A 19,933-nucleotide genomic window follows, 5' to 3' on the forward strand; every position below is an offset into this window, starting at 1 on the left:
ATTTTTCACAAGTCGACAAATCTGCTTGGTTAATGGTATTTTTTTGGTATCTTCAAGCCGGAGGTATCTTCATGACTGAATTCTTCATTGGCGTTGATGGCGGTGGCACCGGATGCCGTGCTGTTGTGGCCGGCAGCGATGGTGCGATTCTGGGTTCAGGGCGCAGCGGCTCTGCCAATATCGTCACCGATCCGCAGACGGCGCTGATCAATGTGATCGCGGCGGTCGACAACGCTTTTGACGATGCCGGGCTGGACAAGGCGCACTATGCAAACAGCCACGCGGTTCTTGGCCTTGCCGGCGGCAATGTCGAGGGTGCGGGCGTACCGATAGAACGCGGCCTGCCCTTTGCGCACTCCGATGTGGAATTCGACGGCGTGATTGCGCTCCAAGGCGCGCTTGGCGATCAGGATGGCATCGTCGCCATTCTTGGAACCGGTACGGCCTATATCACGCGACGGAACGGCCGCATCCATTCGGTCGGCGGCTGGGGTTTTCCCTTGGGCGACCTCGGCAGCGGCGCGCGGCTCGGTCAAAGCCTGCTGCAGGAAAGCCTGCTTGTGCATGACGGCATTCATCGACGCACGCGCCTGACGACCGATCTCCTCGATGAGTTCGACAATAACCCCGACAATCTGGTCGAGTTCGCCTGGACGGCAAAACCCGGCGACTTCGGCAAATATGCTCCGCGTGTTTTCCAATATGCCAGTGAAGGCGATGAAACGGCGCGTATGCTGCTGGAGCGCTCCGCCGGTTATATCAGCGAAACGCTCGACATGCTGATCAATCAGGGCGCCGAACGCATCAGCCTGCTTGGCGGCATGGCGCCGCTCTATGTGGAATGGCTGCCTCCCCACCAGCAGGCGCTTCTGGTCGCCCCCGCGGCGGATGCATTGACAGGCGCGCTTCAGCTCGCTCTCAAGCGATATGGGCCGCAAAATGGAAGGGCGCGCGAATGAGCGGAAATTTCAGCGCTTTCCTTCCCAAGAACCTCCAAGGTTCCGCCCCTTCTTCCGGAGGGCCGCTTTACATGCAGTTGCGCCAGTCGCTGGAAGCCGCGATCCGCGCCGGACAACTGGTTGACGGCGAAGCCCTGCCGCCGGAACGCGACATCGCCGAATATGCCAATATCAGCCGCGTCACTGTGCGAAAGGCCGTGGACGATCTGGTAAAGGCCGGGCTTCTGGTGCGCCGTCACGGTTCCGGCACTTTCGTCGTGCGTCCGAGCGAGCGCGTGCAGCAGTCGCTTTCCATGCTGACCTCGTTCACCGAAGACATGGCACGACGCGGCATCACAACGCAATCCAAATGGCTGGAACGCGGTCTTTACTATCCCTCGCCCGAGGAAATGATGAAACTGGGCGTTTCCTCGGAAACCCGCGTTGCCCGCCTTGGCCGTCTGCGCATGGCGAGCGATCTGCCGCTGGCCATCGAACGGGCCAGCCTCTCGAGTGAAATCCTGCCCGACCCGGATGCGGTCAAGGGTTCGCTCTATGCCGAACTGAACCGTAACGGGTTTCGCCCCGTTCGCGCTGTCCAGCGCATCGCCGCCTGCAACATCAAGGACCCGGATGCACGCATTCTTGGCGTCAAGGAGGGAGACGCTGGCCTGTCCATCGAGCGGATTTCCTATCTGCCCTCCGGCCGGGTGGTCGAATTTACAAAATCACTCTATCGCGGCGATGCTTATGATTTCGTGGCGGAGCTGACGATACCGCAGCCTTGAATGAGTTTATCAATGAAAACGGCCCGTTTCCGGGCCGTTTTGGTTCGTATCAATGATGTTTCTTGCCTTCCCGGGCCATATCCGCCGTCGGATCTGCCGACAGGCGCCTGCGCGCCCGGTCGTCCATCAGCTCATACCACATGGCATTGAGCACGGCGAAAGCTGCTGCAAGCGGAAGCCCCAGTAACCAGGAAAAATACCACATCTTGCTTCCTTTCCGATTAGAGCATTTCCAGCAAAAGTGCGAAGCGGTTTTGCGTAGGACAATGCGTAAAACAAAGAGATAGAGCGCTCCAGCGGCTCCGGTTGAACCGGAACCGCTCTAATAGGCGTGGTTGCTGTCGTCTTCGATCATGTCCTTTTCGACCTTGCCCCACAAAACCTTGTAGACCCAGGACGTGTAGACGACGATCAGCGGCAGGAAGATGAGCGTCACCACCAGCATGATGAACAGTGTCATATGGCTGGAAGACGAATCCCACACCGTCAGGCTGGCGCGTGGATCGAGCGACGATGGCAGGATGAACGGGAACATCGACACGCCGACCGATGAAATGATGCCGAAAATCGACAGCTTTCCAAACAGCAGCGGCGCGACTTCACGACGGCTGCGCAGCGCGACGAAGACCGCAAGCGCTCCAAGGATGCCGAGCGCCGGAGCAATCAGCAGGATTGGATAGTTCGCATAATTGGCGAACCATGCGCCGTGATCCAGTTCCACCGTCTTGCGCAGCGGATTGGACGGGCCGTCCGTGACGACAGCGCTTGTGATGCGGTAGCCCGAAATCCAGAGCCAGCTGATCACCCCGGCCAGAACATAAAGGACAACGGTCAGAAGCGACGCGATGCTGCCATAGAACCGCGCACGCGCCTGTACTTCCCCGGTCGTTTTCAGGACCAGCCACGAGGCGCCATGCATGGAGAGCATCGTGACTGAGAGCACACCGCAAAGCAGCGCGAACGGATTGAGCAGGCCGAAGAACGAACCTTCGTAGAATATCTGAAGGTCGTCGGCGAGCCGGAAGGGAATGCCCTGCAGGACGTTGCCGACGGCAACGCCGAAGATGAGGGCAGGCACGAAACCGCCGATGAACAGCGCCCAGTCCCAGCCCTTTCTCCAGGCTTCGCTGTCCCGCTTGGAGCGATACTTGAAGCCGACCGGACGCAGGATGAGTGCGAACAGGATGACAAACATCGCCAGATAGAAGCCCGAGAAGGACACCGCGTAGAGCGGTGGCCAGGCGGCGAAAATGGCGCCGCCGCCCAGAATCAACCAGACCTGATTGCCTTCCCAGACCGGGCCGATCGTGTTGATGATGATGCGCCGCTCCACATCGGTCTTGCCGACCACCGGCATGAGAATGTCCACGCCGAGATCGAACCCGTCCATCGCGGCGAAGGCAATCAGCAATACACCGAGCAGTACCCACCAGATGATGCGCAGGGTTTCATAGTCCAACAAATCGCTGAGTGTCATGATCCTTACTCCGCAGGTGCGATGCTGGCCGGGGCGAGAATTGCTTCCGGCTTGCTGTCGGGTTCAGGTCCGGCCTTGATGGCGCGGATCATCAGGCCCATCTCAATGATGAAGAGAACCGTATAGATCGCCACGAAACCAAGTATCGTCAGCAGCACTGTGGACGCCCCGAGGTTTGAGACGCCGACCGCCGTCGGCAATATGCCCTCGATGACCCAGGGCTGACGGCCGAACTCGGCCACGATCCAGCCCATTTCGGCTGCGATCCACGGCAGCGGTATCGCAAATACGGCTACCCGCAGCAGGAACGGATAACGGTCGAGCTTGCGACGGGCGGACAGCACGAAGAATGTGCCCGTCAGCAGGATCAGGAAGAAGCCGATGCCCACCATGATGCGGAATGCCCAGAACAGGGGCAGCACGCCGGGAACCGTGTCGTTGGCGGCCTGCGTGATCTGCGCGTCGGTTGCCTGACGCGGATCGTCGACATAGCGCTTCAGCAGAAGCGCATAGCCCATCCACTGGCTGTTATCGGCAAAAACGTCCTTCACTTCCTGCGGAACGGCGTTCGTATCGCCAGCCGCGCGGATTTTCTGCAAGGCGTCATAGGCGACGATACCGTTCCTGATATGGTTTTCCGCATTCTGGACCAGATCGTTGATGCCCTGGATCGGGGTTGTGAGAGAGCGGGTGCCGATCAGGCCCATGACCCATGGAATACGCACCGCGAAATGGGTTTCGCGCGCCTCCTGATTGGGGAAGCCGAAGACCGTAAACGGCGCAGGTGCCGGTTCCGTTTCCCACATGGCTTCGATGGCGGCGATCTTCATCTTCTGGTGTTCATTGGCCAGATAGCCGCTTTCGTCACCGAGAACGACAACCGAAAGCGAAGCGGCCAGACCGAAGGAAGCCGCGATGGTGATGGAACGCTTGGCAAGCTCTACCGAACGCCCCTTGAGGAGATACCAGGCGGAAATACCCAGGACGAAAATGGCTGCTGTGACATAACCGGCTGATACCGTATGCACGAACTTTGCCTGGGCGACCGGGTTCATCAGCACGGCGAAGAAATCGGAGATTTCCATGCGCATGGTTTCGGGATTGAACGCCGAACCGACCGGATTCTGCATCCAGCCATTGGCGATCAGAATCCATAGCGCCGAGAAGTTGGAGCCCGCCGCAACCGCATAGGTCGCCATGAGGTGCCCGACTTTCGACAGGCGATCCCATCCGAAGAAGAACAGGCCCACGAAGGTCGCTTCGAGGAAGAATGCCATGAGGCCTTCAATGGCGAGCGGTGCGCCGAAGATGTCGCCGACATAGTGGCTGTAATAGCTCCAGTTCATGCCGAACTGGAATTCCATCACGATGCCCGTCGCAACGCCCATCACGAAGTTGATGCCAAACAGCGTACCCCAAAATTTCGTCATCTGCCGCCAGATGAGTCGCCCCGTCATAACGTAAACGGTTTCCATGATGGCAAGCAGCACGGAAAGACCCAAGGTCAGAGGTACGAAGAGGAAGTGATAAAGTGCCGTGATCGCAAACTGCAATCGCGACAGGGAGACAATATCGAGTTCCATCTCTTTAAGCCGGTAGATCCGGCCCTCCTGGTGTTATGAGCTGCGCTCCAGCGCTGCCCCCTTTGAAAGCGGGCGGGTTCCTGAAAACCCGTTTCCCGCGCTTCAATTCCAACTACCGGTCCAAGTTCCGGTTAAGCCACCGACACGAGCCTTAACCGTCCCGGTGCTGTTCGCTCACCTCATGTTTTCGAGGATTTCGTCAAAGCGCCCTGTCTCCTTACCTACGGACTCAATTAGAGCGCCTTGATTTAAAACAATGATCCGTTCACAAATTCGCGCCTCGCGACGGATATGCGTGGCGATCAGCAATGTACGTGAACCCGCCCGCGCCTTGAGGCGCTCAAGGACATCCTCGGCTGTCGCATTGTCCAGACCCTCGGTCGGTTCATCCAGCAGCCAGAGCGGCGCATCGGTCAGAAACAGCCGCGCAAGGGCCAGGCGGCGGGCCTGCCCGCCCGACAACCCCAGACCGCCCTCGCCCAGCATCGCATCCAGCCCGGCTGGCAATTCCCTGATAAATGTCCCAAGGCCAGCGGCGTCCAGCGCATCCATCAGTTCATGATCGCCTGCATCGGCGCGCGCCAGACGCAGATTATCGCGAAGACTGTCCTGAAAAAGCTCGGTCCGCTGTGTGAGAAGGCGTGTCGGCAACACCGCGACACTGCCCTGCGTTGCTTGAATTTCTCCTGCGAGCAGACTGAACAGCGTCGATTTGCCTGCGCCGCTTGTGCCGACGATGGCGACACGCTCACCAGCAGCAATATCGAGCGTGATATTTTTGAGGGCATCGCGTTCGGCACCCTCATGGCGAGCGGAAACGCTTTTCAGCTGAACCGCCTTGCCATTCGCTGGCCGTTGCGGCGCTGCGGGTTCGGCCTCATCCGTCAGTTGAGGCGCGACGCGCTTCGCAGCGAGGACTGTGCGGCCAAGTTCCATCGCGCCGCGCCGCAATGCGGAAAAAGGCTCCATCGCGCCAAGAATGACGAGCATTCCGAGCGCTGCGACGGGGGCTCCTATCGTCTCTGCCTGCATCAATAATCCAACAGCGACGAGACCGCCTGCAAGCAAGGATGCGTGAACGATGCCGAAACCGGCGCCGGTAACGATTTCTATGCGGTTGAGCCTGCGATCCGATGCGGCGATGTAACCATCGGCGCGGGCCAATGCGAGCTTCTGATCTGCAAGCCGCCCGGCCATCAGAAGTTCGGTCTGACCGGCCACAAGATCGACCGTGCGGGCGCGCAGCGCTTCCGTGCCCTTGGCGCGCCGGCGCATGGATTTTTCGGAACGGCGGGCAGCTGCAAGCGGAATACAAAGACCAGCCGCAAGTAGGACGGTCGCCACCACCAGCCCAAAAATCGGGTTCATCAGACCGAGCGCGATACCGGCAACAAGGGCGGTGGCAAGCGCAGCGCCAATCGGCACCACCACGCGCAGATAAAGCGAGTCGAGCGCATCGATGTCCGCGGTCAGACGGAAGAGAAGGCGCGCCGGACGTTTTAGCAGCGTATTTGCAGCGCTTGGGCGCGCCCAGCTGCGGAACAGTTTTTCGCGCAGGGCCGCGAGGATCGCGAGCGTCGCATCATGGGTGACGAGCCGTTCGAGATAGCGTGAACCGGTCCGCAGGATCGCAAGCAGGCGAATACCGGCGGCGGGCGCGAACACGTCGAACACAACCGCCGTGGCGATGCTCATGCCTGCGATTGCCGTTGCGGTTATAAACCACCCCGACAGGCCAAGAAGTGCAATGCCGGCGAGGACCGTTACGGTTGCCGTTGCGATACCTGCAAGGAGAGCTGTTCCCTTGGTGCGGAAAAAGAGCCTGAGGATCGGCTGCAATGACTGGAAACCATTCATTCAGCTGCCCTCCTCTGCCAAAGCGGATCGTTGCTCACGCCGCCATCCAGACGGACGACGCGATCCATCCTGCGGGCAAGGGTTTCGTCATGGGTAGCGACGATCAGAGTCTTGCCTCTGGCAAGCTTCAAAAGACTGTCGGCAATGAGCGTTGCCGTTTCCTGATCAAGATGAGCGGTCGGTTCATCAGCCAGGAGAATATCTGCACCGGGATCGACAGCCGCACGGGAAAGCGCCAGCCGCAGGGCCTCGCCCCCGGAAATGCCGGCCCCGTTTTCACCAATCAGGCTGTTGCCGGTAACGCCCAGAACATGACCAAGCGCCATGTCGTCGATAATGGCCCTGGTGGCTTCCACGTCGGTGTGTCGGCCAAGGGTGATATTTTGACGGGCCGATCCGGCAAAGATGTGCGGTTTCTGTCCGATCCAGCTCATCCTTGCACGAAGTGCTGCTGCGGTTTCATCTGTCAGCGCCACGCCGCCGATCTCGATCCGGCCAGCCTGCGGAGCCGTCAGCCCGGCAACAAGCGCCAGAATGGTGGATTTTCCGTAGCCACTCGGCGCGAGCAGAGCTACGTGTTCTCCAGCCTCGATGTTGAGGCTGAATTCGTTGAGAACCTTGGCTCCCGTCCCGTAACTGAAGCCGATATTGTGCAAGCCCACTGTGGGGGTTCCGCTCATTGCTGTCGGGCTTTCGCTCTTTCCGACAACGGTCATCGGATGTTCGGAAAGCTTTTCCAGCGCGTCGATAGAAGCTTCACCCGCAGCGCGGTCATGCCAGACGGCGGAAAGATCGCGTAGCGGCTCAAAGAACGCAGGCGACAGAAGCAGGACGAAAAGACCTTCCGCCAACGTCAGCTTATGGCCCCACGCTCCGAAGTTGAGCTGGCCCAGCAAATGAAAGCCAATGTAGACCGCGACCATGGCGACGCCAATTGCCGCGAAAAGTTCAAGCACGGCGGATGACAGAAATGCGATGCGCAGGACGGACATGGTTTTCGAGCGCAGGGTTTCCGCATTCTCGCGCAACCGGTTCGCGGTAGCATCCACGGCATGGAATGTGCGGATGGTGGCAAGGCCGCGCAGGCGGTCGAGCAGAAAACCGTTCATGCCGCCAAGAGCGATAAGCTGCTTTTCACTGGCCGCTTTTGCGCGCCAGCCGATCAGCGCCATGAATATCGGTATCAGCGGGGCTGCAACCATCAGGACAAGCGCCGCAGCCCAGGAATACCAGAGCACGACTGCAATTATGGCCAATGGAACCAGCATGACGCGAATGCGCACCGGCACGAAACGGGAAAGATAAGGAACGACCATTTCCGCTTGTTCGGCAAGAATGCTTGCAGCCTCGCCGGATGATGGGCGCATCACATCGAGGGGCGAGCGCTCCGCAAGCGCCGCAACGGCATTGGTTCGCAGTCGGGAAAGCTCTTGCCGGGCGGCATCGAAAGCCTTCGCCGCACCTGCACTTTCGAGAATGCTGCGCAGGCAGCCAAGAATGAAGATGCCTGCAGCACTGTAATAGACGGAATTGTCGAAGCCGGTATCGGCCAGCCGCCCGATCGCATAAGCGAGAATGCCCGCCTGCGGCAGCCACAAAAGTGCGGCCAATGCCTGAAGATATGCCCCCCGCTTCAGCAAGGACGGAACAGGACGACGTTGCGGGCGGCGCGAACTTTGCCGGATGCCCGTCACTTCGCCGCCTTCTGCCGTCAATGTTTCCGTTCGGGGGACAACGGATGTCACTCTCGCTTAGGCTCCTTTTTGGCCGATGTTCGCCCGCGCCCCAGCGCCACGATCCTGTCCGTGGTCTCAAGGAAGCGGGTCACCTTGGCGCCAAGCGCCAGGAGACTGGTCAAACGGTCCGTATCGAGCCGCTTGACGTCGTCGTACCAGTTGGTCAGCCTTTCGATCAGGCCGTACATGTCCTTCATGCGATCCTGCGCATAAAGATCGCTTTCGCCCTTCGGCTGTTCCATGAGGATCTCGCGCAGAACGGTAAGCGTGGGATCGATCTCGCGCTTCTTGCGCTCCTCGGCGAGCGTGCGCAGGATCTGCCACACATCGTCGGGCGTCGTGAAGAAATCGCGACGATCACCGGGAATGTGCTTCAGCAACACCAGATTCCAGCCTTGCAACTCGCGGATACCCATGGAGACGTTCGAACGTGACACACCGAGAGCGTCGACGATCTGGTCGGCGCAAAGAGGGTCAGGCGATATGTAAAGCAGCGCATATATCTGCCCCACGGTGCGGTTGATGCCCCAACGGCTGCCCATTTCTCCGAAGTGGAGCACGAACGATTGAACGATTGGCGACAATTCCAAAATTCTCTCTCCCGTAAATTCTGAATTTTCAGAAATTACTGAAAATCAGATAATTCAAATGGTCAGTTCCTTCAATCCGCTTGCCCCCGGGTCTGGCCCGAATGGACAATTGGCCGCAGCCCCGGGACACTCCTCCAAATGCCCGAAAAGACGATAGGCCGCTGCATCCCGCTCCGCGGTCGGTGGGCAATGATGCAGGGGATTCGGCAAATGGCAGATAAAGTTCCGGTCGGCAGGATAGCCGGTCTTGAAGCGAACTCCAAAACAGGTCTCCGGTCAGCCCGGAAGCGACAGCCGCCGTCTCCTGTCGGAGCAGGCGGTTTTCCCCATTTGGTGCGGCGGAAAACGCTGGCTTTCCGCCCTCTCCGCACCCTCGAACATCAAACCGACTATAGCGGGTCGGAAGATGAAGGCAGCTCCTTGCTGTCCTGCGTTCTGTCGCGATGGATCACGGCGCGGCTGAGCAGCATGAGCGTTACCGGCGTTGTGACAACCACAAAGACGGTAATGACCACTTCATGCAGAATCGGCTTCGATTGCAAGATGGAGAAAAATATAATCGACGCGATCAGGATCCCGCCCGCTCCGAACGACGAGCCGAGCGTGGGCGCATGAACGCGCTCGTAAAAGCTCTTGAAGCGGACGAGGCCGATGCATCCGACAAGCGTCAGGAACGCGCCGCCCAGCAGGAAAAATGAAATGATGACAGCGGCCCAGACGGGAATTTCGCCTGCATTGATCATTCGATCACCTCCCCGCGCATGAGGAATTTGGACAGCGCCACGGTAGCGACAAAGCCGAGAAGAGCGATAATCAGCGAGGCTTCGAAATAGATGATGCTGCCCGTGCGTATGCCGAATGTAATCAGCAGCAGCAACGCGTTGAGGTAAAGCGCATCGGTCGCAAGAATGCGATCCTGTGCGCGCGGACCGACCAGAAGCCTGTAGACTGCGCAGGCCATGGCGCCAAGAAGCATCAGCTGAGCGAAAAGCAGGGACCAGAAGATGATGACTGCGCTCATGCGGATTTCTCCCCCTCGATGATGTCGGCGGCTGTAAATATCTTGATGAGCGGCTGCTCATACCGTCCCTTGATCGTATCCCGCCACGCCTGCGCATCGTCCAGATCAAGCACGTGGATCGTCAGTTCGCGCCTTGCGGCGTTATAATCCACCCAAGCCGTGCCTGGCGTCGCGGTGATTATGCAGGCGAGCACGGCAAGCGCAGTCCGGTTTTCCAGATCGAGCTGGATGACGACGAAGCCCGGACGCCGCTTGCGCTTGCGCGACAGGATGATCCCCGCAACGGCGATATTCGATTGCAATATGTCATAGCTTATGGCTCCGAACAGCCAGAGCATGGTCGGGACAGAGCGAATATGGTTCTTCTGCGGCTGCAAGGCCGTCATGATGAGGCATGCAATGATTGCGATGATCGCACCGAGCAGGAACTGCGCCCGTGTGAAGCCATTTAAAAGCAGCCAGAACAGAAGCAGCGAGGCGAACAGAAGCGGATAAGGCAGGATTCTCTTCACTGTGCCTCCTCCGTTTGCATGCCAGCGCGCGGCGCATTGAGAACGCTGCTGATATAGGATGCAGGATTGTGCAGCGAACGCGCCGTTTCGTCCATGTAACGCATCGCCGGACCGGCTGCGATCGTCAGCGCCAGACAGATTGCCAGAAGTCCTGCGATCGGCACAACTTCGCGCACCAGAACACGCGGCACGTTACCTTCGAGCGAAGCCCAGAAGGTACGGATGCCGGTACGTGTCATCGCGATCAGGGCCGACAGGCCGGATAGGAGAACAAGCGCAACCAGTGCCCAGCTTGCCGGGCTGACCGGCATTGCAAGCTGCGGGGTTGCACCCTCTCCGTTGAACACCGCCGCCAGGATCAGAAATTTGGCGATGAAGCCCGAAAACGGCGGAAGACCGATCAGCAATATCGCGCAAATCCCGAAGAACGTGCCTAGGACGGCAAGGGTCGCAGGCAATACCGCGCCGATCTCGTCCTCTTCTTCTTCCTCCTCATCGTCACCATAGGCTTCCATGGTAACGGCGAGAACGTTGGCGGCTGCGTCCTGCCCACGTTCGATCAATTCGATCAGCAGGAAAAATGCGGCAATTGTGAGTGTCGAACTGACCATGTAGAAAAGTGCCGCACCTGTCATGGCGGTGTTGCCGCTGCCGATGGCGGCCAGCAAGGTGCCGGAGGATACTAGAATGCTGTAGCTGGCGAGACGTCCCATCGCTTGCGATGCGACGACGCCGATCAGGCCGAAGGCAAGCGTTACCATCCCGCCGAAATAGAGCCAGTCATTGCCGAAGCCATAGGATGAACCGGCACCGATGCCGAACATCAGCGGCGACAGGCGCAGAAGGACGTAGATGCCGACCTTGCTCATGATGGCGAAGACGGCCGCAACCGGTGCTGCTGCTGCAGTATAGGTTGGCGCGAGCCAGAAATTGAGCGGCCACATGCCTGCCTTGACGAGGAACGCTACGCCCAGCACCGCGGCGCCTGCTTCAAGCAGCATACGATCTTCGGGCGCTACCTGTGAAATCTTCTGCGCAAGATCGGCCATGTTCAACGTGCCGGTCACACCGTAGATCAGGCTGACACCGATCAGGAACAGCGACGAGGCGACGAGGTTGACGGCGATATAATGCATGCCGGCCTTCACGCGCGCCGGACCGGAGCCGTGTAGCGCCAGCCCGTAGGACGCAGCCAGCATGACTTCGAAGAACACGAAAAGGTTGAACAGGTCGCCGGTCAGGAATGCGCCGTTCAGTCCCATCAGCAAAAGCTGGAATATCGTATGGAAATGCGGACTGGCCTTGTGCCAATGGGCAAGCGCAAAGCTGAGCGATGCCATGCCGAGCAGGCTTGTCAGCACCAGCATGAGGGCCGCGAGGCGATCAAGCACCAGAACGATGCCGAATGGCGCGGGCCAGTTCCCGATCAGGTAGACCAGAGCGTCGGGCGCCCTTTCGCTCGCCATGCCTGCAAGCGTGATGGCAATCGCGATCAACCCCAGGGTCGAAATGGAGTTGATGGCCATCTTGAGCTTGCGCTTGCGCTCATCGAACAGCAGCAGGACGGCCGCCGTGACGAGCGGCAGGACGATTGGCGCAACGATGAGATGTGTTTTCCAGTCCAACATCAATTCTCCTTGCCGTCCACGTGGTCCGTACGTGTCAACCCGCGTGAGGCGAGCAGCACGACAAGGAAAAGTGCGGTCATTGCGAAGCCGATGACGATGGCGGTCAGAACGAGCGCCTGCGGCACAGGATCGGTATATTGCGTGGCCTGAACGTCAACACCGTTATCGAGTACGGGGGCCGCATTGGTGCGAAGCCGCCCCATCGAAAAGATGAAGAGATTGACCGCGTAGGAAATCAGCGACAGGCCAATTGCCACCTGGAAGGTGCGCGGGCGAAGGATCAGCCACACGCCGGATGCCATCAACACGCCGATTGCCAGAGCAAGAACGAGTTCCATCAGTTCTCCTCCTTCGTTGCGGCCAGTTTCTCGACACGGTGTTTGCGGAGCGATTGGTGCGCGAGAGCGATCAAAACGAGCACCGTAGCGCCGACCACGAGGGTGAAGACACCAAGATCGAACAGCAGGGCGCTGGCTGTCGGCATTTTTCCGATATGCGGTATCTCCGTATACTGGAAGAAGGTTGTGAGGAACGGATAGCCGAAGAACCACGATCCCGCGCCTGTTGCACCGGCCAACAGCAGGCCCATCCCGATCCAGCGCAGGGGCAGGATGCGCAGGCGGTCCTCCACAACGCGCGCGCCTGACGCCAGATATTGCAGCAGGAATGCAATTGCGAGCGTGATACCGGCCGCAAACCCGCCACCCGGCAGATCATGACCACGCAGGAACAGATGCACTGCCAGCACAACGATCACCGGGAAAAGCCATTGCATGATGACGGACGGCACGGCCAGATAATCGGCCAATGTTTCACCTGCCTTGCGGTCGGGCGCTGCCTCGTCATAGGCGTCCTGTATTTTCTGTTGGGCGGTCGATCCGGTCGTGTCAGGCGCTGGACGAAAACGTCGCAGCAGCGCAAAGACCGTAAGACCGACAATACCAAGGACGGCGATTTCGCCGAACGTATCAAAAGCGCGGAAATCGACCAGAATGACATTGACGACATTCTTGCCGCCGCCGCCCGAATAGGCGTTTTCGAGGAAATAATCGCCGATGCTGCTGGGAGACAGGCGCGTCATCACGGCATAGGCGATGACAGCCACACCTGCCCCGCTGCCGATGGCGAGCAACAGGTCGCGATAACGGCGGATGCGCGGGCCGATCTGCACCGGAAGCGGATCCGGATCTTCCCAACGCTTCGGGAGCCAGCGAAGCCCAAGCAGCAGCAGGACGGTGGTTACGATCTCGACGAGCAACTGCGTTACCGCAAGATCGGGCGCGGACAGCCAGACGAAGGTGATGCAGGTGATGAGCCCCGCCCCGCCCAGAAGGATAAGCGCTGCCAGCCGGTGATACTTGGCCTGATAGGCCGCCCCGACGGCACAGGCCCCGCCAAGTATCCAAAGTCCGGCGAAGATCGGGTCCACCGGCTGCGGACCAAGCGAACCGGATTGCAGGCCGGAGGCGAAAATCGGCCAGGCGGCGGCAAGGACCGCCACCGCGACCACGATACGGAGTTGCGGCTGCAGACGGCGCGTGCTGAGGAAAGCTTCCGCCTTGCGCGCCCAGTTCCACGACAGGGTTACAAGAACACGCTCGAAAATGCGCTGTCCCTGCAAGTGCCGGAAAAGCGGAGGGCCGTCTTCGCTCGTCGCGAGATAGTTCTTCAGCATCCAGTGCAAAAGAATGCCGCCGATCATGGCCACGATACTCATCATCAGCGGCAGGTTGAAACCGTGCCAGACCGAGAGGCTATATTCCGGCGTCGCATGACCCAGCACCGACAGCACGGCCGAATGCAGGAACGGCCCGATCGACAGTCCCGGAATGATGCCGATCAACAGGCAAAGCAGAACCAGAAGCTCGATAGGACGGCGCATCCAGTGCGGCGGTTCATGCGGCTCATGCGGCAGATCATGCGGCGGCGGTCCGAAGAACGTCGAATAGATGAAGCGCACCGAATAGGCGACCGTGAAGATGCCCGCGATGGTGGCCACGTAAGGCGTGATCGTGTCGAGCCAGGACGCCATATGGGTTTCGACCGCTTCGGCGAAGAACATTTCCTTGGAAATGAACCCGTTGAGCAGCGGCACACCGGCCATGGCCGCGCTCGCCACCATGGCAAGCGTCGCCGTATAGGGCATGGGGCGCAGGAGCCCGCTCAGCCTGCGCATGTCACGTGTGCCGGTTTCGTGATCGATGATGCCGGCGGCCATGAAAAGCGATGCCTTGAAGATCGCATGGTTGACCATGTGGAAGATCGCGGCGACTGCTGCCAGCGGACTGCCAAGCGAAAGCAGGACTGTAATCAGGCCAAGATTGCTGATGGTCGAATAGGCGAGCAGCCCCTTGAGGTCCTGCTGGAAAACCGCAAAGAAACTCGCGATCAGAAGCGTGATCAGGCCCGCCGAACCGACGATCCAGAACCACTCCTCAGTTCCGCTTAAAACCGGCCAGAGGCGGGCAAGCAGGAAAACGCCAGCCTTCACCATTGTTGCCGAATGCAGATAGGCCGATACCGGCGTCGGCGCTGCCATGGCGTTCGGAAGCCAGAAATGGAACGGAAACTGCGCGCTTTTGGTGAATGCGCCAAGCAGGATCAGGATCAGCGCCACGCTGTAGAGCGGATGCGTGCGAACGAGGTTGCCCGCTACCAGGACCTTGTCGAGATCGTAGCTTCCGACGATATGCCCCAGGATCAGAACGCCTGCCAGCAGACAGAAACCGCCTATGCCGGTCACCGTCAGCGCCATTCGCGCACCATCGCGGGCGCTGGCATTGTGATACCAGTAACCGATCAGCAGAAACGAGAAGATGCTGGTCAGTTCCCAGAATACCGCAAGCAATATCAGATTGCCCGACAGAACCACGCCGAGCATCGATCCCATGAAGGACAAAAGGAACGAGAAGAACCTCGGCACGGGGTCTTCCGGCGACATGTAGTAACGCGCGTAAATGACGACCAGAAGGCCGATGCCCGTGATGAGCATCGCGAAAAGCCAGGCAAAGCCGTCCATCCGGAAGGTGACGTTGAGACCATAGGCAGGGAGCCATTCCACGGTGCCGCGAAGCACCTTGCCGTCCGACACGATGGGATAAAGGCTGGCGGTGACGATAAAGGCGACAAGCGCAATCGCTGCCGTAAACCAGGCCGAACCGCTGCGATCCGCCCCCCTGAATAGTCCGGTTATGGCGCTGCCGAGAAATGGTAGAAGGACAAGCAGGAAAAGCATTCTGCCGTCCATCGTCATGCGCCACAGGCCTCCTAGCCGAAATCAAGGTTGATCCGAAGCAGGCACCGCTCAAGAAAACAGCAACAGAATCGCTCCGGCAAGTTGTAGAGAGGAATCATATGTTCCGATGGCGTTATTATGACGGGCCACGGAACATTATGGCAATAGCTTTCAATGGCTTATCGCGCGAATTTGAATCATTTTATGGTTCCTCTTGCCGGAAAATCTATAATTTGTCGGTTGCTGCGGACCGCGATGCCCGACGATTGGACATATTGTCCCGAATATCTTTCAGCCGAATGACATGATCTTATTGGGACGATTGCCGCAGGAATGGCTTTTGGAGAGGTTCTTATCCTTCAAGCAAGATCGCTGACAGCCGCTCGGCCTGAACGCGGATATCCGGTACGGCTGTGACCTCCCAGAATGCGCCTTTCGTGACTGGCCCGATCGCGAAGAACGGACCTGATGGTTCGCCTCGCGCATTGAGAAGCTGAAGGTCGCGGGTAACATCCAATCCGAGATCGAGCGCATCCGGCCGTGCCAGCCCATGCTCCATGAGGCCGATCAAAGCCGCATTGCGGGTTGTCGAGAAACGCGGATTTCCGCCACGGCAATCAATGACGGTCGCGACATGCTGCTTTTCGATCTTCTCACTGCGGCGCGGGCGATAGCGAATTTCCATCCCTCCCCCTTCGTCGCGTACTGAAACGAGGTGACCGGCCGTGATTTTGAGTTGCCCGTGCTTCATGGCAGATTCGATGCGATCCGCCACGGCGGGAGCCATGCGGTGACGATGGACATCCCACCATGGGCGCAGATGCCGGAGGAAACTGCGACGCTGTGAGGTCGGCAACCCCGCCCAGACATGCTGTGTATGCGGCCGCAGACCGTCCATTACGCCGCGCCAGCCGGAACCCGATTTTTCCGCTTCCGCCATCATGGTGCGCACGCGTCGCATGAGCTTGGAAAGCCCGAGCGAGACCGGAAGGTCGTCGGCTGCGACGGGAAAAACCTGCGCAGGGGCATGGCGTGCCGGAAGAAGCCCACGGCGCGAAATGGCATATATTTCCGCACGATGACCATTGTCGAGCAGCGACAACACGCTGTCGATCATCGAGAGGCCTGTACCAAATATCGCCACAGGTGCATCCGTCGGCACATCGAAATACCCGTTGCTTGCCCAGTATTCCGCAATCTGGCCGCCCGATTTCGCAATAGCGGCCTCATTGCCCGTTGCAAGAATGACCGCATCCGCGGCGAAGGTTTCGCCGGTTTCGGTGACAACCGTCGGCCTGCCAGCTTTGAGCGCCACATCGACGACGCCTGTCCTTTCGACCGTCAATCGTGAGCTGCCGGCAGAGAGATAAGGCTCAATCAGATGCTCCAGATAGGCGCGATAGACTTTGCGCGGCGCAAAACCGTGCGGTTCCCACCGGTCGCCACTCTCCTGCAACCAGTTGAGGAAGTGATCCGGCTGGTCGGGAAACGCGCTCATATTGCTGGCGCGCACATTAAGCAGATGGCTGGGATTTTCCGTCGCGTAAGCGATCCCCGCTCCCAACCTGCCCGACCGTTCGAAAATTCGCACAGACGATTCCGGTGAACGCCCGAGCAACTGTGCAGCCAGAATGATGCCGCTTGCCCCGGCGCCGATGATGATAAATGACTTCAAACTATCGTGACCTCATCCCAATTCCCGACAACGACCCGAATAGAGCGCCGTCAAAACCCGCCCTATAAATCTCACTAATTTAGTTAGATTCCAATAAAGAACCGCTCTTGTAAACCCCGCAAAACCGGGCCAATTGCCGTACGGCTGATGGACAATGAACCCGTGTTCGCTCCAGGCACATGGCGGGAAAGTAAACAGTCAGGAGAAACCAGCCACGTATCGTTGACAGTGTGTTTCAGAAACACGGGCTGGCCTCAACCGCCCGAATAACAATATCTAGCCCAACACTATCCCAACAGGTTGCCTCGAAATCCCAAGCCGGACAGCCTGCCAGACCGCTGAAACACAGGACCCAGTCATGAATAATTCCCTGCTGAATTCCATCAAGAAGCGCCGTACGCAGTATGCTCTGGGCAAGTCCCTTCCGCTGTCGAACGAAGATGTGGCCGAGCTGATCCGCGAAGCGGTCAAGCACACCCCTTCGTCCTTCAACTCGCAGAGCTCGCGTGCCGTGATCCTGTTTGGCGCCGAGAGCGAGAAGCTGTGGAGCGTCGTGAAGGAAACGCTTCGCCAGATCGTTCCGGCCGACGCTTTCGCGCAGACGGAAGCCAAGGTCGACAGCTTCGCTGCCGGTGCCGGTACGGTTCTGTTCTATGAAGACCAGAGCGTTGTTAAGGGGCTTCAGGAAAACTTCCCGCTTTATGCCGACAACTTCCCGGTCTGGTCCGAACAGTCCGGCGGCATGGCACAGCATTCGGTTTGGACCGCGCTCGCCAATGCAAATATCGGCGCCAGCCTCCAGCACTACAACCCGCTGATCGATCAGGAAGTTGCCCAGACTTGGGACATTCCAGCCTCGTGGAAACTCCGCGCCCAGATGCCGTTCGGCTCAAACGAACAGCCTTTCGGCGAAAAGGCTTTCATGGACGACGGCGACCGTTTCAAGGTTTTCTTCTAATCGTTCATTGTATCGAAAAAGACCGGGCCGGAGGAGTTTCCTCCGGCTTTTTCGTTTTGGCGGTAAAATATTTCACCAGGCCGTTGTCCCCTCTCCAAAAGCTGGATGTAATGGAGATGCTTCAAGAGAGTCGCGCCCAAGCGACAAGCTTGTGAAGCTTCATCAGAACGGGCCGCAATTGCACGACATGTGCAGATTGCGCGGTCCGAAGGGGAATTTGCATGACAACCGTAATACCGCCATTTGCTCATATCAAGGCAGCCCACAACAAGCGCGGCGTTGCACGAAAGCTGCTGCGCGCATCCATGCCGGCTGCGCTCGCGATCACTCTGCTTCTGTCAGCGTCGCCAAAAGCGGTGGAAGCCGCAACACCGGCCGACACGCTCGTCATAGCGATGAGCATCGATGATGTCATTTCACTCGACCCGGCTGAGATCTTCGAGATCACCACATCCGAAATCCTGACCAGCACCTATGAGCGGCTCATCACGACCGATACCAAGGACCCGACCAAGATCGTCCCGCAGATTGCCGAAAGCTGGACCTTCTCCGACGATGGCAAGTCGATTACGTTCAAAATCCGCAAGGGGCTGAAATTCGCCTCCGGCAATCCGCTGACCGCGCAGGACGCCGCCTATTCGCTGCAGCGCGCCATCAAGCTGGACAAGAGCCCGGCGTTCATTCTGAGCCAGTTTGGCCTCACCCGGGAAAACGCCGATCAGAACATCGTCGCGACCGATGACGAAACGCTTGTTTTCACTACGGGCAAGGCATTTGCGCCAAGTTTCGTCCTGAACTGTCTCACTTCCAGCGTGGCGTCGATTGTCGACAGCAAGCTGGTGAAGGAGCATGAACAGAAGGCGGAAAAGACCAAGGATTACCCCTACGAAACCGACTTCGGTTACGAATGGCTGAAGAACAACTATGCCGGTTCCGGTCCCTTGGCGCTCAAGCAATGGCGTGCCAATGAAGTGCTGCTTCTCGAACGCAACGAAAACTATTCCGATGCAAAACCGGCGATGAAGCGCGTCATCTATCGCCATGTGAAGGAGGGTGTTTCACAGCGCCTGCTCCTTGAGGCGGGCGATATCGACATTGCGCGCAATCTGGAACCCGGCGACATTGAAGAACTGAGCAAGAACCAGAAGTATCACGTCCTCAATGCACCAAAGGGCCGCGTCTATTATCTGGTGGCCAACCAGAATGTGCCGGAACTTGCAAAGCCCGAAGTCCGGCAGGCGCTCAAATACCTGATCGATTACGATACGATCGAAGCGAAACTCATCAACGGTATCGGCCGCACACATCAGTCCTTCCTGCCTCTCGGCATGTTCGGCGCTGTCGGTGACAAGCCGTTCTCCTATGATGTCGATAAAGCCAAGGAGCTGCTTGCAAATGCAGGTCTCAAGGACGGCTTCAAGGTGACGCTCGACGTGCGCAACACGCAGCCATTTGTCGGCATCGCGGAAAGCATCCAGCAGACCATGGGCAAGGCGGGCGTTCAAGTGGAAATCCTGCAGGGAGACGGCCGGCTGACGACCACCAAGGTTCGCGCACGCAAGCATCAGATGGCGCTTGGCATCTGGGGGCCGGACTATTGGGACCCGCACACCAATGCGGTCACCTTCACCAACAATCCCAACAATGGCGAAGACGTCTCAATGCGCACGAGCGCATGGCAGGCCCATTGGGATATTCCGGAGTTGACGGCGGAAACCATGGCTGCCGCTGAAGAGCGCGATACGGCCAAGCGTGAGGAGATGTATCACGACCTCCAGAAGAAGTTTCAGGAAACCAGCCCGTTCGCGATCATCTATCAGCAGATCGAAACAGCTGTGACGGCTCCGAATGTGCACGATTTCAACATGGTTGCCGACGCCAACTATGTCCAGACCGTAACGAAGGACTGACGCGATGCGAAAAGGCCGGGCGCTT

The 19,933-nt window shown here is 58.8% G+C and carries 17 protein-coding genes; 4 read left to right on the top strand and 13 right to left on the bottom strand.

Annotation, left to right across the window (positions count from 1 at the left end; all coding sequences use genetic code 11):
- Positions 1-71: 71 nt before the first annotated feature.
- Both JNC63_RS00380 and JNC63_RS00385 read left to right on the top strand, forming a co-directional pair.
- Complete coding sequence (locus JNC63_RS00380; RefSeq protein WP_021586069.1) at positions 72-959, top strand: glucosamine kinase nucleotide-binding domain-containing protein; 888 nt, start codon at positions 72-74, stop codon at positions 957-959.
- Positions 956-1,726, top strand: a complete 771-nt coding sequence (locus JNC63_RS00385; protein WP_021586070.1) for a GntR family transcriptional regulator — start codon at positions 956-958, stop codon at positions 1,724-1,726. The genes JNC63_RS00380 and JNC63_RS00385 overlap by 4 nt, the downstream gene beginning before the upstream one ends.
- A 49-nt stretch (positions 1,727-1,775) precedes the next feature.
- On the opposite strand, the gene cydX is transcribed toward JNC63_RS00385, so the two are convergent.
- The 13 genes from cydX to JNC63_RS00450 form a co-directional block, all read right to left on the bottom strand.
- Entirely contained in the window at positions 1,776-1,931 is a 156-nt protein-coding gene (gene cydX / locus JNC63_RS00390) for a cytochrome bd-I oxidase subunit CydX (protein ID WP_006468808.1), read from the bottom strand.
- A 117-nt stretch (positions 1,932-2,048) separates the two neighbouring features.
- A complete protein-coding gene (gene cydB / locus JNC63_RS00395; protein ID WP_374846099.1) occupies positions 2,049-3,203 on the bottom strand; it encodes a cytochrome d ubiquinol oxidase subunit II in 1,155 nt (384 codons plus the stop codon).
- A gap of 5 nt (positions 3,204-3,208) precedes the next feature.
- Positions 3,209-4,786, bottom strand: coding sequence for a cytochrome ubiquinol oxidase subunit I (locus JNC63_RS00400; protein WP_006468806.1), 1,578 nt, complete (start codon positions 4,784-4,786; stop codon positions 3,209-3,211).
- A 174-nt stretch (positions 4,787-4,960) separates the two neighbouring features.
- Entirely contained in the window at positions 4,961-6,643 is a 1,683-nt protein-coding gene (gene cydC, locus JNC63_RS00405) for a thiol reductant ABC exporter subunit CydC (RefSeq protein WP_021586072.1), read from the bottom strand.
- The gene (cydD, locus tag JNC63_RS00410) at positions 6,640-8,388 is read right to left on the bottom strand and encodes a thiol reductant ABC exporter subunit CydD (RefSeq protein WP_031346420.1); all 1,749 of its coding nucleotides are present in this window, start codon (positions 8,386-8,388) and stop codon (positions 6,640-6,642) included. Before cydD ends, cydC begins: the two co-directional genes overlap by 4 nt.
- Entirely contained in the window at positions 8,385-8,969 is a 585-nt protein-coding gene (locus JNC63_RS00415) for a GbsR/MarR family transcriptional regulator (protein ID WP_006468803.1), read from the bottom strand. Before JNC63_RS00415 ends, cydD begins: the two co-directional genes overlap by 4 nt.
- 389 nt (positions 8,970-9,358) lie before the next feature.
- On the bottom strand, positions 9,359-9,712 hold the full coding sequence (gene mnhG, locus JNC63_RS00420; protein ID WP_006468802.1) for a monovalent cation/H(+) antiporter subunit G: 354 nt from the start codon (positions 9,710-9,712) through the stop codon (positions 9,359-9,361).
- Positions 9,709-9,990: a K+/H+ antiporter subunit F gene (locus JNC63_RS00425; protein WP_006468801.1), complete on the bottom strand. Its 282-nt coding sequence runs from the start codon at positions 9,988-9,990 to the stop codon at positions 9,709-9,711. Before JNC63_RS00425 ends, mnhG begins: the two co-directional genes overlap by 4 nt.
- Entirely contained in the window at positions 9,987-10,502 is a 516-nt protein-coding gene (locus JNC63_RS00430; RefSeq protein WP_021586074.1) for a Na+/H+ antiporter subunit E, read from the bottom strand. The genes JNC63_RS00425 and JNC63_RS00430 overlap by 4 nt, the downstream gene beginning before the upstream one ends.
- Positions 10,499-12,127 (bottom strand): monovalent cation/H+ antiporter subunit D, encoded by a 1,629-nt coding sequence (locus JNC63_RS00435; RefSeq protein WP_025090358.1) that lies wholly within the window; start codon positions 12,125-12,127, stop codon positions 10,499-10,501. Before JNC63_RS00435 ends, JNC63_RS00430 begins: the two co-directional genes overlap by 4 nt.
- Positions 12,128-12,129: 2 nt before the next feature.
- Entirely contained in the window at positions 12,130-12,468 is a 339-nt protein-coding gene (locus tag JNC63_RS00440; RefSeq protein WP_006468798.1) for a Na+/H+ antiporter subunit C, read from the bottom strand.
- Positions 12,468-15,383: a monovalent cation/H+ antiporter subunit A gene (locus tag JNC63_RS00445; RefSeq protein ID WP_021586076.1), complete on the bottom strand. Its 2,916-nt coding sequence runs from the start codon at positions 15,381-15,383 to the stop codon at positions 12,468-12,470. Before JNC63_RS00445 ends, JNC63_RS00440 begins: the two co-directional genes overlap by 1 nt.
- A 334-nt stretch (positions 15,384-15,717) precedes the next feature.
- Positions 15,718-17,040 (bottom strand): FAD/NAD(P)-binding protein, encoded by a 1,323-nt coding sequence (locus JNC63_RS00450; protein ID WP_021586077.1) that lies wholly within the window; start codon positions 17,038-17,040, stop codon positions 15,718-15,720.
- A gap of 358 nt (positions 17,041-17,398) precedes the next feature.
- Between JNC63_RS00450 and JNC63_RS00455 the strand changes: the two genes are divergently transcribed.
- Together JNC63_RS00455 and JNC63_RS00460 are read left to right on the top strand one after the other, a co-directional pair.
- Positions 17,399-17,998 (top strand): nitroreductase family protein, encoded by a 600-nt coding sequence (locus tag JNC63_RS00455; protein WP_021586078.1) that lies wholly within the window; start codon positions 17,399-17,401, stop codon positions 17,996-17,998.
- Positions 17,999-18,219: 221 nt separating this feature from the next.
- Positions 18,220-19,908, top strand: a complete 1,689-nt coding sequence (locus JNC63_RS00460; protein WP_021585595.1) for an ABC transporter substrate-binding protein — start codon at positions 18,220-18,222, stop codon at positions 19,906-19,908.
- Positions 19,909-19,933: the final 25 nt, after the last annotated feature.

This window comes from Brucella ciceri (assembly GCF_041930145.1).
Classification (GTDB): domain Bacteria; phylum Pseudomonadota; class Alphaproteobacteria; order Rhizobiales; family Rhizobiaceae; genus Brucella; species Brucella intermedia.